The organism is Algibacter sp. TI.3.09 (assembly GCF_038154905.1).
Classification (GTDB): Bacteria; Bacteroidota; Bacteroidia; order Flavobacteriales; family Flavobacteriaceae; genus Algibacter.
The window spans coordinates 289,272-306,199 of sequence record NZ_JBAKAN010000003.1; the positions used below are offsets into that span (position 1 = coordinate 289,272).

A 16,928-nucleotide genomic window follows, 5' to 3' on the forward strand; every position below is an offset into this window, starting at 1 on the left:
TCTCACAAATTTTATTCGTGAGACTCTTTTTTTTTATAATTTATTAACGTTAGATACTATATAATGTTCCATTTATTACGTTGTAATTGCGAACATGAAATTCATTTCTGTTATTAAAAGCGAAGAAGGGTAATATTCCATCAGTAGCTAAGGCTTTTTTAGGTAAGTTCTCCTTGTTAATACCAGTAAAACATATAGTTGCGACTCTAATATCATTAGATATTACCTTTTTGTTTTCAAACTCAAGGTTATAAGCATTTAATAAAGTTTGATCAAGATTAATATCAAATGTTGAATCTGGGTTATCTAAATCATTATAAAGTGTAATCATTTTTTCTGATAAACCTTCAGGTAATTCATCTTCATCTCTAAAATTATTAAGTAGCTCACTAATAATTTTTAAAAATGTAGGGTTATTTTTGTAGTCATTATTTTCAACCATTGCGCAAACTAGCATGGCATAGCTAATATCTTCGTTCATCTCCCATAATTTAGGTGCACATTGAACTACTGTTGATAAAATAACTTCACCATCTTTCAGTTTTTGTTTCCATTTATCTTTTCCCATTAGTGGAGCAGACATACTTTGCTTTATTAATTCAGAATTTTCATCGAGTTGTTTGTTCATGTATGGCATTAATAAACTAACATCTGTAGGGTTTGGTATTTTTTCTTTTTCTATATCAACATTTTCAAATCTGATACGATCTAAAAGTTGATTCTTATTTTCTCCTTTTTCGTATTTCTCGAGTAGCTCTTTGACGTCAAAGCCTTGGCCTTCCATTTCTTTCAACTGCTCATAGGTGTAGTCTTCAGTATCAAATGCAGGAGTCATTTTGTTTACTAATTTTGAAAACATATCTTTTAATCCCATCTTATTTTTAGTTTATGATTATTATAGCTATAAAGTTAACAAACCAAATGTAGTATTTATTTTTCAAGTCATTATATAATGTTGATTTTTCTTATTGTTAAATCTGTAATAGCGATGTTTCATCGATTTTTTTGTGAGGGTGCAGTTTTGATAAATTTGGATAATACTGTTCCCAAAACTAATGCATGGTTTAAGCAATAAAAAAAAACATAAAAGGGTTAAATATATAGAGTTAATAGCAGGGAGGGATTATGCTTCTTCTAATTCTTGGATATATTGGTTTAGTTAGAATAAAATAACGAAAAGAACTATGGTTATTATAGTTTGTAAGTTCTAACTATTTAGAAAAGATAAGCAGTGAAAATATCATTAATACCGTTTGTAAGAAAGAATTTTCTAGGCTTGGTATACTTGAAAAAAGTATCTTAAATCGAAAAACTTAATGTTCAAATTCTTCCTTATAAAGTCGTGGTAAAGAGATTTTAAATTTAACAGCAAGTAGGCGTATTAAAATAACTACAGCACCAGAAATTATAAAAATCCAGTTTTCTTGAATAGGAAATTCTTTTAAAATAAAATAAGTGGCACCACCCATAATACACGCGGTAGCATAAATTTCTTTTCGGAAAATTACAGGAATTTCATTACATAATATATCACGAATTACACCTCCAAAGCTAGCTGTTATTGTTCCTAAAGCAATACAAATTAACGGGTGTAACTCGGCTTCAATGCCTTGCTCAACACCTGCCATAGTATATATGCTTATACCAATGGTATCGAATAAAAATAGCGAGGTGCGTAGGTAATTAATTTTACTTCTAAAAAGTACTGCAGCAATGGTAGAGCCTAAAATAACGTAAGAAATCGTGATGTTTTGCATCCAACTTACTGGTGTATGGCCAATAAGCAAATCGCGCAACGTTCCGCCACCAACAGCAGTTACAAAGGCAATGATTAAAATACCAAAAATATCCATCTTTTTTTCTAGCGCAATTAAAACACCCGAAATAGAGAAAGCAACAATACCTAAAATATCGATGTAAAACATATGAGTTCAATTTATAGTTGTTAAATGTTTTATTAGAAAATTCAGTAGATATATGTAATTGCTGAAAAGTTTAACGTATTAACAACGCTTATTTTTTTGCGCGAAATTAATTCTTTTTAAGGAGTGTTTCGGTTTTCTTTAATAAGATTTATTTATGGGTAAATGTTCGATAATTATTTAAGATAAAAACAGAAATATCGCACTTACATATTTTGAGTGTAATAGTTGTAGTCTTTCATAATAACATCAATAAATTCCATATCAGTTTTTTGTTTGACTTCTTTGATTTCAACAACTTCTATAAGCTTTTCGCGCAGTTTTATTAAAGTTGGATAATCTAGAGATGCTTTTGCAGTGGTAAATGTTTCTTTTATAATTCGAGCATCATTATCCGATAGTTTTATAACATTCGGGTAAGTCGGTTTGTAATCTTCTTGTAGATTTTCTAGTATGGTATGGCTAATGTTTACATTGTTTTTTAACGTAATTACCGATGTTCCAGCCGTAATATCACCTAGTCTTTGGTTTTTACTACTGGTAATAATAGAGATTAATGCAACCACACCGCTAAGCATATTTAAATCTATAATACGAAAAAGCCAACGTATCAAAAAATCGGCTAAAGAGGCTTGGTAACCATCTATTTTCACCACTTTTATTTTTAAGATACGTTTACCTAAGGTTTGTCCGTCCAAAAGAGTTTCAAAAATTAAGGTGTAAAAAATAACAGGAAAATAGCAGGTGACGTATATAGCGCCTTGAGACCAATTATCCATATCCTGAATTAAAGCAGGAATTTTAAACAGGTTAAAAAGCAGCTGATAAACAACAATAATGTAGGCTATTTTTATAATCCAATCAATACCATATGCTAAAATACGTTCACCAACACTTGCTGCTGTAAAATTTATATTAACATTTTGTGTAGTATTTATTTGTAACTCTACCATGAATTGTTTTAATTTGATTACACATGAGAGAAGTTGCATTTATTAAACAAAACAAAGAGAAATGGCTAGATTTTGAAAAAGCTATTTTTGGAAAAACTTTAAAAAATCCAGACGAGTTGGCTTCTCTTTATATTCATTTGGTAAACGATCTATCTTACGCTCAAACCTATTATCCCAAAAGTAAAACAATTCTTTATTTAAACAACTTAGCAGCCAAAGCTTTTCAAAAAATTTATAAAACTAAGCGAGAAGATAGTAATAGATTTATACAGTTTTGGAAAATAGAAGTGCCTTTAATTGTTTATCAAAGCAGGCGATATGTACTTTATGCATTCGCTATTTTCTTAACATTTGTTGCCATTGGTGTTTTGTCGGCTGCTTTCGATGATTCGTTTGTTCGTCTTATTTTAGGCGATCATTATGTAAACATGACTTTGGAGAATATTGAAAAAGGAGATCCGGTTGCTGTTTACAAAAGTGGTAGTAATTGGGGGAGTTTTATAGGTATTACGCTCAATAACTTATACGTGGGTATTAAGTCTTTTATATTTGGGGTTTTTGGCGGACTCGGAACAGGTTATGTTTTGCTACAAAATGGTATTATGCTTGGTGCTTTTCAATTTATGTTTCAAAAACATGGCGTGCTTTGGGAAAGTGTTCGTGGTATATGGATTCATGGCGCCATGGAAATTTTTGCTATTGTTATCGAAGGTGCAGCAGGTTTACTTTTGGGAGCAAGTATTTTGTTTCCTAAAACCTATTCTAGAGTTACAAGCTTTAAAAGAGGCATGAAAGATGGTGTTAAAATATTAATTAGTACGTTTCCGTTTACTATTGCAGCCGGTTTTTTAGAAGGTTTTGTAACTCGATATTCTAACATTATGCCAAATTGGTTATCGGTTGGCATCATTTTAATAACGCTAGGTATTATTTCATTTTACTATTTAGTTTACCCATTTATCGTAAATAAAAAACTTAAAAAATCATATGGAATTATATAAATCAAGAGGTTTTAGTGAGTTTTTTCAAGATACATTCGCGTTTATTAAACAAAACGGAAAACACTTTTTTAGAGAATATTTTATTATAAATGGTATCTTTTTATTGGTTTTAGCAGTTTTGGGTTATTTCTTCACAAAGTTTTATAGCGATTTTGTTTTTGGGAGTATTCTAAACAATAAAAGCACTACGCTTTTAGATGAGTATCTAAATGATAATTTTGTGCTATTTATGGCTATGGTTTTTGTTTTCGTTATTGTTGCTATTATTGCCGGAATAGTATCTTATGCATTTCCCTTTATTTATTTAAGATTATATAACCATAACGATGGTACAAGTTTTGAAACGCGAGATATTTTAAAAGCTTATAAAGCAAACCTCGGTAAACTTTTCACATTTATACTTTGCTGTTTTCTTATTGGTATACCTATGCTTATTATTTTTTCTATTGGTGCGCTAATTCTAACCGTTACTATTATTGGTATCATGGCGCTTCCGCTTTTAGCAGGTGCGTTTATGCTTTTTTATGGCATGGCATTAATGGAATATTTAGAAGGCGAAAAAGGCATTTGGGAATGTTATACATACTCATGGGAGTTACTGAAATCTAAATTTTGGGCAGCAGTAGGTAGCGTTGGTTTGTTCTATTTAATAGTTTACATTATACAGAATATAATTTCAATTATCCCTTACTTTTTTGGTATGGCAAGCATGTTTACTACGGTGCAAGATGGACCTTCTCACGAAGATCTAGGTGCTACCATGACGGTGGTTATGCTGGCTGTATTCTTCTTAACATTTTTTGTTAGTGCAGTTTTAGGTAACGTTGTGCAGCTTAATCAAGGTATTGTGTTTTACAGTCTAAAAGAAGATAAAGAGAATATAAATACTAAAAGTGTTATCGATCAAATAGGTTCGGGTGAATAGAAAACAAACTTTACATATCGTTTTTTTAGTATTCGGATTATTTTTTTATTCTGAAACTATTTCAGCTAAAAGCATCACAACTTTAGAGGTGGTTTTGGTTGAGCAGGATAGTTTACAAATAGATACGACTTGGGGTGAAAAACGACATTTCGAAAATTTAAAAGAAATCTATACTGGTGAAGAATTTGTTTACGATAGAACCGTTGAGAGTTCTGGTTGGTGGACACGATTTAAGCAATGGTTAAACGAACTTTTTATAGAATTCTTTCAAGTTCAAGATAAAGGGCAATCTTTTGCATTTGCAGATATAGCTCTTAAAATAGGAGCCGTTCTCGTTATTCTGTTAGTCATCTTCTTTATTTTTAAAGCTGTAATGAATAGCGAAGGCAAATGGGTTTTCGGCAAAGGATCGGATAAAAGTATTATTCCTGTTAGTGATATAGAAGCTAATATTCATGCTGTAGATTTTAAAACACTTATCGCTTCCGCGGAAGCAGAACACAATTATAGATTGGCTATTCGGTATTATTATTTATGGCTTTTAAAAGGATTAACTACGGCCGAAATTATTGAATACGACGTTGAAAAAACAAATAGTGATTATCAAAACGAAATTGTTTCGCAGGATTTAAAAAAGGGTTTTTCATATACATCATATTTGTACAACTACATATGGTATGGCGAATTTGATGTTAACGAGCATGAGTTTAATAAGGCGAAAGAAGCTTTTATTCAATTTTTAAAATCGATAAAAGCATGAACAAAACAATAAAGATATATATCGTTTTGCTTGTTGTTCTATTTGCCGGAGCGGCAGCTATAGAGTTTTCGAGAGAGGAACCTATAAATTGGAACAGAACCTTTGATGAGACTGATAAAATTCCTTACGGGACTTTTATTTTCTACGAAGAACTTAAAAATCTATTTCCAGAAAGTGATATAAAAACAATTAAAACAACACCCTACGAGTATTTTGATGCGCTTTACAATTTTGAAGATAGTCTTTACGATACGAGCGGAACGTATATGGCGGTTAATAATTTTTCTGGTTTAGACGATGTATCTTCACAAGAATTATTAGACTTTGCTGCGCATGGAAACGATGTTTTCTTAGCGTCTCATTTTCCTTCTAAAAACATTCAAGATTCTTTAGGAGTCGATATTAAAAGTGATTATAATTTTAAAGGAAAAGCGCTTTTAAGTTTTGCTAACCCAAACTTTAAAACCGATTCTATAACCGTTGAAAAAGGTTTAGGGAATTATTATTTCACGAAATTAGATTCAGTATCAACAACTGTTTTAGGCTATCAAAAATTCGATTCTATCCAAAATATTAATTTTGTAAAAATAGAATATGGAGCAGGGAATTTCTATTTACATCTGCAACCTGTTGTGTTTACTAATTATCATTTACTTAAAAAGAACAATAAAAAATATGCCGAAGCAGCTTTGTCTTATGTAGAAAACGATACCATTCATTTCGATTCGGTCAATAAAATAGGGCAAGATTTAGGCAGTTCACCGTTAAGGTTTATTTTAAAAACACCAGCCTTGCGTTGGGCTTGGTATTTGGCTTTGTTTACAATGGTTTGCTTCATGATTTTTAATGCAAAACGCAGACAACGTATCGTAAAAATTATAAAACCTAATGAGAATACAACCGTAGCATTCACCAAAACCATTGGTAATTTGTATTACGAAACCAAGGAGCATGATACTATTATTGATAAAAAAATCACTTATTTTTTAGAGTTCTTAAGACGAGAATACTTTTTAGATACGCAGATTTTAGATGAAAAATTCGTTAAAAATTTAAGTCTTAAATCAAATAAAAAAGAAGATACTATAAAACGATTAATTAATTTAATTTTACAATTGAAAGCCAAACGACATCTAGAAGAGGCCGATTTGTTAAGGTTAAACAAAGCTATTGAGGCTTTTTATAATAAATAATTATGGACGAAAACAACACGCCAAACAACGATAATTTAGATTTAGGAGCAGAACAACAAAGTTTTGAAAATACTCTTGAGGGGAAAGAAGCCGGACAAGATTCTAATTTAGATTTTAAGAGTCGTATTGATTTAAGTGAGCTACAAGAAGGTATAGCACTTATAAAAAATGAAATAGGAAAAGTTATTGTTGGGCAGAAAGGGATGATCGATATGCTAATTGCTTCTATTTTGGCTAACGGGCATTCTTTAATAGAAGGTGTTCCGGGTGTTGCCAAAACCATTTCGGCTAAGTTATTGGCAAAATCATTAGATGTTGGTTTTAGTCGTATACAGTTTACACCCGATTTAATGCCAAGTGATATTTTAGGAACCTCGGTTTTCGATATGAAATCATCTGAATTTCAATTCAAAAAAGGACCTATTTTTTCGAATATGATTCTTATTGATGAAATAAATCGTGCGCCTGCAAAAACGCAAGCGGCTTTGTTTGAAGTTATGGAAGAGCGCCAAATTACTATCGATGGTAATAAATTTATTATGGATTTACCATTTATTGTTTTGGCAACACAAAACCCCGTAGAACAAGAAGGAACTTACCGTTTACCGGAAGCACAATTAGATCGTTTTTTGTTTAAAATAGATGTAGATTATCCGAATTTAGAAGAAGAGATTGAAATTATAAATAGAGAACAAGCCTTGCAAGGTGGTACAAAAACTGAAAAAATCACGGCACATTTAAGTAAAGAAGATATTTCTAAATTTCAGGTTTTGGTGAGTCAAATAATTATCGAATCACATTTAGTAAAATATATAGCTGATATTATTGTTAACACACGAAGTAATCCGTTTTTATATTTAGGCGCTTCGCCACGTGCATCTATTGCAATATTAAAAGCAAGTAAAGCCTTTGCAGCCATGAACGGACGCGATTTTGTAACACCCGAAGATATTAAACAAGCCGCTATTCCGGTATTGCAGCACCGCGTTATTGTTACTCCAGAGCGCGAAATGGAAGGGGTGACTTCTAAACAAATTATTAAACAAATTATAGAAGCTGTAGAGATCCCGAGGTAAGGAGTGAATTACTCAGTTTACAATATTTAGTAAAAAATAAGTAACAAGCACAACACGTAACTAATAACCATCAACCAATAATCAAAAAATTGAAACGTATTAAACCTTTTTACATACAAAACAGATTTTTCTACGCATGCCTGATTGTTATGGTTTTGTTTGTGTTAAGCTTTGTGCTTCCTAGGTTGTTTAATTTGGTGAAGTTGTTATTGCTATGTTTATTTGCACTTACGTTTTTAGATGCTATTTTATTATTCGTTGCAAAAAAAGGTATAAAAGGAAAACGAAATTTACCAGAAAAATTCTCTAATGGTGATCAAAATGCTATTGGTATTTCTATTGAAAACTTCTACACATTCCCTGTTTTTATTAGAATTATAGATGAAATTCCTGTACAGTTCCAGGTGCGTGATTTCAAAATAGATAGAAAGTTAGATGCCTCTAGCTTAACAGAATTAGAATATGAGCTACGTCCAACGGAGCGTGGAGAGTATCAATTCGGGAAACTTAATATTTATGCCACATCGGTTTTTGGATTAATTGCAAGACGCTTTTGGTTTGATGATGACCAAATGATTGCTACGTACCCAAGTTTTATTCAATTGCGTAAATATAATTTACTTGCCATAAGTAATAATTTATTGCAGTATGGAGTTAAAAAAGTAAGGAAGTTAGGGCACACCATGGAATTTGAACAGATTAAAGATTATGTTTTAGGTGATGATTTACGAACCATAAATTGGAAGGCTACTGCCAAGAAAAACCAATTGATGGTAAATCAGTTTCAGGATGAAAAATCTCAGCCTATATATTCTGTAATCGATAAAGGACGTGTTATGAAAATGCCTTTTGATGGCTTAACTTTACTAGATTATGCTATAAATGCTGCTTTGGTAATATCTAATGTGGCTTTAAAGAAACAGGATAAAGCTGGTATTTTTTCCTTCTCCAAAAAAGTAGAAAATAGAGTAGTTGCGGAGCGCAGAACATCTCAAATGAATTTGATTTTAGAGGCGCTTTATAATGTGAACACCGATTATTACGAAAGTGATTTTGGACGTTTGTATGCCGATGTAAAGCGTAATATTACACAACGAAGTCTTGTTTTGCTATATACTAATTTTGAAACCTTAGATGGTTTACACCGCCAATTACCTTATTTAAAAGGAATTGCTAAAAGTCATTTATTAGTCGTTATATTCTTTAAAAATACAGAGTTAGATAGTATAATAGATGAAAAGGCCGAAACTGTTCAGCAAGCTTATGATAAAGTAATAGCAGAAAAATTTGCTTTCGAAAAACGCCTTATCGTTAATGAACTGAAGAAATATGGTATTTATTCCATTTTAACAACTCCAGAAAATTTAACCATCGATACTATAAATAAATACTTAGAAATTAAAGCACGAGGCTTACTCTAGACTATATATTATCTTTTGGATATAAACTAAAATAGCGCTAAAACCTTCAGGTCTTAGCGCTATTTTTATAAATAAGTATATGTGTTGAAGTTCTTAGTTTTGAGCTTCTTCGGCTGTTAACTCTGCAATTTTACAAATGACTTCAGTAGCTTTTATAATGCTTTCTACAGGCACATATTCGTAACGCCCATGAAAGTTATGTCCGCCAGCAAAAATATTAGGACAAGGTAAGCCCATGTAGCTTAATTGCGATCCGTCTGTACCACCTCTAATGGCTTTAATTAACGGTTCAATATCTAATGCTTTCATCGCTTTTTCTGCAACATCAACAATATGCATTACAGGTTCAATTTTTTCACGCATGTTAAAATACTGATCCGTAATTTCTGTAGTAATCACTTCGTTTCCGTATTGCGAATTAAGTTCAGCAGTAAGTTTTAGCATCACTTCTTTTCTAGCTTCAAAATGGCCACTATCATGATCGCGAATAATATATTTTAAAGTGGTTTCTTCAACATCACCTTCCATATTATGTAAATGGAAAAAACCTTGATAATCTGTAGTATGCTCAGGTGTTTCCATACGTGGTAGAGAATTAATAAACTCGGTAGCAATATACATGGAGTTTATCATTTTTCCTTTAGCATAACCGGGATGCACAATTTTTCCTTTAATTTTTACAACGGCTCCGGCGGCATTAAAGTTTTCGTATTCTAGTTCACCAATTTGACTACCGTCCATGGTGTACGCCCATTCTGCTCCAAATTTTTCAACATCAAATTTATGAGCACCTCTTCCAATTTCTTCATCTGGAGTAAATCCAACACGAATTTTTCCATGTTTAATTTCTGGGTGTTGCACTAAGTACTCCATGGCAGAAACAATTTCGCAAATTCCAGCTTTATCATCTGCACCTAAAAGTGTTGTGCCATCTGTGGTAATTATCGTTTGTCCTTTGTATTGTAATAAATCTTCAAAATAATCTGGAGATAGAATAATGTTTTCAGCTTCATTTAAAACAATATCTTTTCCATCGTAATTTTCGATAATTTGAGGTTTTACGTTTTTTCCTGTAAAATCTGGCGATGTATCAAAATGAGAAATAAACCCAATAGTTGGTACATTATGATCTACGTTGCTAGGCAATGTAGCCATAATGTATGCGTTTTCGTCGATGCTAACATCTTCTAAACCAATTTGTTTAAGTTCTTTGGCAAGTTTGTTAGCCAAATCCCATTGTTTTTCAGTACTTGGTGTAGTTTGAGATTCTGGATCAGACTCGGTATCGACAGTTACGTAACCTACAAAACGTTTTATGATATGTTCTTTTGAAATCATTTTAGAAAAATTTTAATGTATTTGAGGGAAAAATGTTCTTGATTTTAATACTTCAAAAATACGATTTTTAGCCATGAATTCACGAATGTTTTCATTCAAATAATTAGGAGACAAGATTCAAATATTTAAATTTTCAGGCGTTAGAATTGTTCAATTTTTTAATTAAACCTATTTTTGCACAAATAATCCTGATGTACAAACAATTACTGCGCCCGATATTTTTTTCTTTCGATCCTGAAAAAATTCACCATTTTACATTTTCATTAGTTAAATTCACTTCTAAAATCCCTGGTTTTAAATCTATATACAGGAGTTTATATGTTATTGAAAACCCTAAATTAGAGCGAAATGTATTGGGGTTAACTTTTAAAAACCCAGTAGGATTAGCTGCAGGTTTTGATAAAAATGCCGTGCTTTATAATGAATTGGCAAACTTTGGATTTGGTTTTATTGAAATAGGTACAGTAACTCCAAAAGCGCAAGAGGGAAACCCTAAAAAGCGTTTGTTTCGTTTAAAAGATGATCAAGGTATTATTAACCGAATGGGGTTCAATAATGAAGGCTTACAAGCTGCTATTGTTCAACTTAAAAAGAATAAGGGAAAACTTATTATTGGAGGGAATATTGGTAAAAACACGCAAACAAAACCTGAAGATTATACTAAAGATTATTTAGAGTGTTTTAACGCCTTGCACCCTTATGTAGATTATTTTGTGCTTAATGTGAGTTGCCCTAATGTGGGATCGCATGCTAAGTTGAATGATAAAGATTATTTAGAAGAGTTAATTGGAGCGGTACAAAAAGCTAATGGCGCGTTTGCAACTCAAAAATCTATTGTTTTAAAAATTGCACCAGACTTAAATAATGCGCAGTTAGACGAGATTATCGAATTGGTAAAAGACACGAATTTAGATGGTGTAATTGCAAGTAACACGTCTATGGATAGAAGTGGTTTAAAAGCTTCTCCTGAGCGTTTAGAAAGTATTGGTAATGGTGGTTTAAGCGGACAACCTGTAAAGGATAAAAGTACAGCCGTTATTAAATATTTATCTGAAAAGAGTAATAAAGCCTTTCCTATTATTGGAGTTGGTGGTGTACATTCTGCTAAAGATGCTTTAGAGAAAATTGACGCAGGCGCCGATTTAGTTCAAATTTATACCGGATTTATTTATGAAGGTCCTAGTTTGGTGAAGCAAATTAATAAAGCAATTTTGAATAGAGGTTAGTTATTTAACAAACCTTCTAATTACAGTAGAGTTTCCGTTTTGCAGTTGTAGAATATAACTTCCAGCGGGTAAGCGGTTCACATTAATTTCATTATTTTCAACAGAACCATTTGCCAAGGCTTGACCTTGTAGGTTAACGATTCTGAAGTTTATTGCGGTTTCTATTTTGGTAGACGATAGGTAAATATTACCATTTTGTACAGGGTTAGGGAATAGCTTAACTGCAGTTAAACTATCTTTCTCGTAATCCTCTTCCTCTATAACTATTTCTGGAACAACTCCAGGCTGTGTAAATCTATTTTTTTCTAAATTGAAATAGGTATACATGCGTATTATTTGTTCCGTAGAAAAATAAGTTCTACAAGCTTTTAACGAATATGACATCATATTGCTAGTATCAGGCTTAAAAGTATCGCCATTTGCATCGGTAGCTGTGCCTGTATAGTTGCAAAAATTATCAACGTTATCGCTAGATAACCCCGGGTCTGCAGGAGTATCGCATATGCCATCACCATCGGTGTCGCAGTTGCTACCATCAACCAATTCTGTGGTTAATTGCGTGTTACTAACACCATGTGTATGTACTAAAGATAGAATATGTCCAATTTCGTGCGCTAATGTAGAATCGTTTATAGAACAACTGTTTTTCACAACTATAATATCTCTATTATCCGCATTATCACTATAACCACAAATAGAAGATTTTGAGGTGTTTGTTAAATATTCAGCAAAATAAACGTTTAAAATACCAGGGATATAGTGGTTCTCTAATAGGGTTTTTTCGTCACCTTTTTCAAACTGCATTAATTCACTATCATCAATATAATCAACACCTTCATAAAGTATAAAGTTTACAAGGGCACCGTCAAACATGTTATTTAAGTTTTGAAATGCTTTTTCCAAATCGTAAGCACGTAAACCACCAGAACCATTAGAATAACGAATGGCGTGAACTTTTATGTAAACATCTTGAGTACTTGGTACATCTCCTTTACTATTAGCCGATCGTTGTTGAAGCATCGATTGTTTAGCAGCTTGGAGCTCGGCTTTATGAGTTTTGAAATAATTTAAAGTTTCGGGAGAAGTCACTGTTTGGCATTCTTGTACAACTTCATTTTGTCCATAGCTAAATACGCTAACGAACAATGTAAAGATGAATGTAAAAAGTAATGATGCTTTATTCACGAATGGTATTTAGGTTTGGGGTAATTTCTAATCAAATGTATTTCATAATTTGGATTAGTAAGAATAAAAACGTTATACACATTAATATACTCGTTCAGCGTACCAAAAGGTTAATTTTTAGGTTGAAAGGTGTTAAATTTTAACATTATTTATTGGTGTAATCTTTTATAAATGAAGGGTATAGGTTTTGTAGTCTCGCAGATTTGTTTATGCTTTTTAAGCTAAAAGCTTGAAAATGGGTTTAGTTTTTATATAAATAATGGGTTTTTAGAATGTTATGTGTTTTTGAGGTTTCTTTAAGAAGTCGTTTTATCATTTACATTTTTAGAGAACCTAAAACAAGACTTCTATCTATTCTTTTTTCAGAAAAATAATAGTATTTTTAACAACTATATTTTTAACTGTTTATGCAAAAACCCGTAAAAATTATTGAGTGCCCTCGTGATGCTATGCAAGGTATTAAGGCTTTTATTCCAACGGAAAAAAAAGTGCAATACATTCAGTCGCTTTTGCGTGTAGGCTTCGATACTATTGATGTGGGGAGTTTTGTGTCTCCCAAAGCTATTCCGCAAATGGTCGATACATCACAGGTTTTAGAGCAGTTAGATTTAAGTAAAACTACTAGTAAATTATTAGCCATTATTGCTAATACCCGCGGTGCTATAGATGCGTGTCAGGAAAACGTTATAGATTATTTAGGATATCCATTTTCGATTTCAGAGAATTTCCAAATGCGTAATACTCATAAAACCATAGCAGAATCTGTGGTGACACTTTCTGAAATTTTAGAGCATGCAGATAAATCTAGTAAGGAAGTTGTAGTCTATATTTCTATGGGGTTCGGAAATCCGTATGGTGATCCTTGGAATGTAGATATAGTAGGTGAGTGGACAGAAAAATTAGCCAATATGGGTGTTAAAATACTATCTTTAAGCGATACTGTCGGCACATCAGATCCGGAAAGTATTAATTACTTATTTTCAAATTTAATTCCTAAATACCCAGAGATTGAGTTTGGTGCACATTTACATACCACGCCAACGAGTTGGTTTGAAAAGGTAGATGCGGCTTACAAAGCAGGATGTTACCGATTTGATGGTGCTATACAAGGTTTTGGTGGTTGCCCAATGGCAAAAGATGAATTAACAGGAAATATGCCAACCGAAAAATTATTATCATATTTTACTTCACAAAAGAATAATGATTTAAACGCGCTTAGTTTTGAAAGTGCTTATAATGAAGCTTCAAAAATCTTCAAAGTTTATCATTAATTCTAGTTTTAACTATTGTAAATAGTGAGTTAAATCTTAATAATAGTATTTTAAAATAGGCTGTTATTATGGTCTAATATCATTCATATTAAAATTAATTGGTTTTTATTTCATTTACTCTAATCTTTGTTAAGTCTTTATTTATATGAGTTAATGAGGGTTTATTCAAAATCGTTTATTTCTTTATTTTAATTTGTTCTAAATAAACTTTGTTGAAGTTATTATGTGTTTTATATTTGCAACTTCAAATTAAAAATTATTTGTAATAAGTCTAAATAAAATAATAACTTATAATGAAAAAAATAGTATTCAGTCTTTTTGTAGCATCAGCATTATTTCAATCTTGTTCAAGTGATGACGATGGAGGTGAAACTTCTCAAGTATTAGCACCAACAACTTATACCTTTTTAAGAGATGGAAATTCGTCGGTAAGTTATAGCGGACAAACCACAAGAATTTTAATGGCAGAAGAATTAGTTTCTGGATTAAAAGTAGAAACGAATACAGAAGCGACTTTAGACGCTATGTTTGCTCACGTAGAAGGAGCAAGTGATTTTAGTGATGCAGATTTAAACGCATCGGATAAAAGTGTACGTAGTAAAGTAGCTGCTTCAACAGATTTTTTCTCTGCTAACACTACAGAAGCTAACGAAATTAAAGCTGATTTTGACGGATGGATTGCATCGCAAGTAAATGATGTTTTTCCAAACTGGAGCTTTACAGCAGCAGCAGGAGAGGCAGGCGCTTTACAACAAGCTGGTGGTGGTACAACCCGTTACTTAAACGAAAAAGGATTAGAATACAACCAAGCTTTTGCTAAAGGTTTAATTGGTGGATTAATGATCGATCAAATCCTTAACAACTACTTAAGCCCAGCAGTTTTAGATGCAGGTACAAATATTGCAGATAATGATAGTGAGGTTTTAGAAGAAGGTAAAACATACACTTCTATGGAGCATAAATGGGATGAAGCATTCGGATATTTATACGGTAGCGAAGCAGATGCTGCTAATCCTGTTTTAGATGTAGATCAGTTTTTAAGTGAATATTTAGATCGCGTTGAAGCAGACGAAGATTTTGCAGGTATCGCTTCTAAAATATACAATGCTTTTATATTAGGTCGTGCTGCAATTGTTGCTAACAACTATACAGTTCGTGATGCTCAAGCAGAGATTATTAAAGAAAATATTTCAGTAATACCAGCAGTTAGAGCGGTATACTATTTACAATCAGGAAAAAATAATTTAGGTGTAGATAATGCATCTGCATTTCATGGTTTATCTGAAGCTTACGGATTTATTTATAGCCTTCAATTTACAAGACAACCAAATTCAAGTTTACCTTATTTAACAAAAACAGAAGTAGATGCTTATTTAGCAGAGCTTATGGAAGGTAATGGTTTCTGGGATGTTACGACTAATACTTTAGATGAAATTTCAGATGAGATTTCTGCTAAATTTGGTTTCACAACAGAAGAAGCCTCTAACTAGAAACTTTAGTTTTTAGAATTAAAACAACATGTAGTATGATTAAAAAGATTTTTTTAGCAGTAATAGCCTTAACATTTATAGTGGCATGTAGTTCATCATCATCAGATGATAGTCCATCGGTAAGTCCCGATAATTTTGATAGAGGCGCCTTATTAACCAATTTGGCAGATAATATTATTATTCCTGCATATCAAGATTTATCTGCTAAACTAATAACGTTAACGGCAGATAAAGATGCTTTTATAGCGGATGCAAATCAATCTAATTTAGATGATTTAAGAGCATCTTGGTTAGAAGCTTATAAAGTTTGGCAACATGTTGAAATGTTCAATATTGGTAAAGCTGAAGAGTTAACCTATAGTTTTCAAATGAATATCTATCCGGTTTCTACAGCAGATGTTGAAGCTAATATTTCTGCTGGAAATGCCGATTTAACACACGTTAATAATAATGATGCCGTTGGTTTCCCTGCTGTAGATTATATGCTTTACGGTGTTGCAGATAATGATGCTACTATTTTAACTAAGTATGAAGATGTTAAGTATAAAGCTTATTTATCAGATTTAGTAAACCAAATGGAAAGCTTAACAGAAACAGTTTTAACAGATTGGACTTCTAGCTACCGTGCAACTTTTGTTAGCTCGACTTCCAATACAGTAACGAGTTCTTTAAATAAGTTTGTAAACGATTATATCTTTTACTTCGAAAAAAGTTTAAGAGCGAATAAGTTTGGAATTCCAGGAGGTGTTTTTTCAACAGATCCGTTACCAGAAAAGGTAGAAGCTTTTTATAATAAAGAAGTTTCAAAAACATTAGCTTTAGAGGCTTTAGCAGCTTTTCAAAATACATTAAACGGTAGTTATTATAGTTCTAGTGCTACTGGTGAAAGTTTTAAAACCTATTTGACTGAATTGGAACGCACCGATTTAAGTACTTTATTAAATACAAGAATAGATGCCGCAAGAGCAAAAATTAATCTTTTAGATGATAATTTTTACTTACAAGTAAATAACGATAATGTTAAAATGACAGAAGCTTATGATGCTTTACAATTAGTAGTAGTATCATTAAAAGTAGATATGCTGCAAGCTTTCAATGTGAGCGTCGACTATGTTGATGCCGATGGCGATTAAAAATATATAAATATTACTAAAAAGGTTGTCTATT

At 32.1% G+C, this 16,928-nt stretch carries 15 protein-coding genes; 10 read left to right on the forward strand and 5 right to left on the reverse strand.

Going from position 1 to position 16,928, the window contains the following annotated elements; genetic code table 11:
- Nucleotides 1-49: 49 nt before the first annotated feature.
- The 3 genes from V6246_RS13070 to V6246_RS13080 form a co-directional block, all read right to left on the reverse strand.
- Nucleotides 50-874, reverse strand: a complete 825-nt coding sequence (locus V6246_RS13070; protein ID WP_341560907.1) for a hypothetical protein — start codon at nt 872-874, stop codon at nt 50-52.
- A gap of 439 nt (nt 875-1,313) precedes the next feature.
- Nucleotides 1,314-1,925 (reverse strand): trimeric intracellular cation channel family protein, encoded by a 612-nt coding sequence (locus V6246_RS13075; RefSeq protein WP_042495557.1) that lies wholly within the window; start codon nt 1,923-1,925, stop codon nt 1,314-1,316.
- A gap of 203 nt (nt 1,926-2,128) precedes the next feature.
- Nucleotides 2,129-2,875, reverse strand: coding sequence for an RDD family protein (locus V6246_RS13080; RefSeq protein WP_341560908.1), 747 nt, complete (start codon nt 2,873-2,875; stop codon nt 2,129-2,131).
- Between the two features lie 23 nt (nt 2,876-2,898).
- Here V6246_RS13080 and V6246_RS13085 point away from each other — a divergent pair, with 23 nt between their 5' ends.
- The 6 genes from V6246_RS13085 to V6246_RS13110 all read left to right on the forward strand — a co-directional run bounded on the left by V6246_RS13085 (nt 2,899) and on the right by V6246_RS13110 (nt 9,251).
- Complete coding sequence (locus V6246_RS13085; protein ID WP_341560909.1) at nt 2,899-3,876, forward strand: stage II sporulation protein M; 978 nt, start codon at nt 2,899-2,901, stop codon at nt 3,874-3,876.
- Entirely contained in the window at nt 3,863-4,801 is a 939-nt protein-coding gene (locus V6246_RS13090; protein WP_341560910.1) for a hypothetical protein, read from the forward strand. The genes V6246_RS13085 and V6246_RS13090 overlap by 14 nt, the downstream gene beginning before the upstream one ends.
- Nucleotides 4,794-5,561 (forward strand): DUF4129 domain-containing protein, encoded by a 768-nt coding sequence (locus tag V6246_RS13095; protein WP_341560911.1) that lies wholly within the window; start codon nt 4,794-4,796, stop codon nt 5,559-5,561. The genes V6246_RS13090 and V6246_RS13095 overlap by 8 nt, the downstream gene beginning before the upstream one ends.
- Nucleotides 5,558-6,754 (forward strand): DUF4350 domain-containing protein, encoded by a 1,197-nt coding sequence (locus V6246_RS13100; protein ID WP_341560912.1) that lies wholly within the window; start codon nt 5,558-5,560, stop codon nt 6,752-6,754. Before V6246_RS13095 ends, V6246_RS13100 begins: the two co-directional genes overlap by 4 nt.
- 2 nt (nt 6,755-6,756) lie before the next feature.
- Nucleotides 6,757-7,830 carry an AAA family ATPase gene (locus tag V6246_RS13105; RefSeq protein ID WP_341560913.1) on the forward strand — a complete coding sequence of 358 codons (1,074 nt, stop codon included), beginning with the start codon at nt 6,757-6,759 and terminating at the stop codon, nt 7,828-7,830.
- An 89-nt stretch (nt 7,831-7,919) separates the two neighbouring features.
- The gene (locus V6246_RS13110; protein ID WP_341560914.1) at nt 7,920-9,251 is read left to right on the forward strand and encodes a DUF58 domain-containing protein; all 1,332 of its coding nucleotides are present in this window, start codon (nt 7,920-7,922) and stop codon (nt 9,249-9,251) included.
- A 93-nt stretch (nt 9,252-9,344) separates the two neighbouring features.
- On the opposite strand, the gene pepT is transcribed toward V6246_RS13110, so the two are convergent.
- Nucleotides 9,345-10,589 (reverse strand): peptidase T, encoded by a 1,245-nt coding sequence (gene pepT / locus V6246_RS13115; protein WP_341560915.1) that lies wholly within the window; start codon nt 10,587-10,589, stop codon nt 9,345-9,347.
- Nucleotides 10,590-10,780: 191 nt separating this feature from the next.
- Between pepT and V6246_RS13120 the strand changes: the two genes are divergently transcribed.
- Nucleotides 10,781-11,815: a quinone-dependent dihydroorotate dehydrogenase gene (locus tag V6246_RS13120; protein ID WP_341560916.1), complete on the forward strand. Its 1,035-nt coding sequence runs from the start codon at nt 10,781-10,783 to the stop codon at nt 11,813-11,815.
- On the opposite strand, the gene V6246_RS13125 is transcribed toward V6246_RS13120, so the two are convergent.
- Nucleotides 11,816-13,000, reverse strand: a complete 1,185-nt coding sequence (locus V6246_RS13125; protein WP_341560917.1) for a zinc-dependent metalloprotease — start codon at nt 12,998-13,000, stop codon at nt 11,816-11,818. It lies immediately after the preceding gene.
- 407 nt (nt 13,001-13,407) lie between these two features.
- Between V6246_RS13125 and V6246_RS13130 the strand changes: the two genes are divergently transcribed.
- From V6246_RS13130 to V6246_RS13140, 3 genes are all read left to right on the forward strand, one after another.
- A complete protein-coding gene (locus V6246_RS13130; protein ID WP_074937654.1) occupies nt 13,408-14,271 on the forward strand; it encodes a hydroxymethylglutaryl-CoA lyase in 864 nt (287 codons plus the stop codon).
- Between the two features lie 293 nt (nt 14,272-14,564).
- Nucleotides 14,565-15,761, forward strand: a complete 1,197-nt coding sequence (locus V6246_RS13135) for a DUF4856 domain-containing protein (RefSeq protein WP_341560918.1) — start codon at nt 14,565-14,567, stop codon at nt 15,759-15,761.
- A gap of 35 nt (nt 15,762-15,796) precedes the next feature.
- Nucleotides 15,797-16,894 (forward strand): imelysin family protein, encoded by a 1,098-nt coding sequence (locus V6246_RS13140; protein WP_341560919.1) that lies wholly within the window; start codon nt 15,797-15,799, stop codon nt 16,892-16,894.
- The last annotated feature ends 34 nt before the right edge of the window (nt 16,895-16,928 follow it).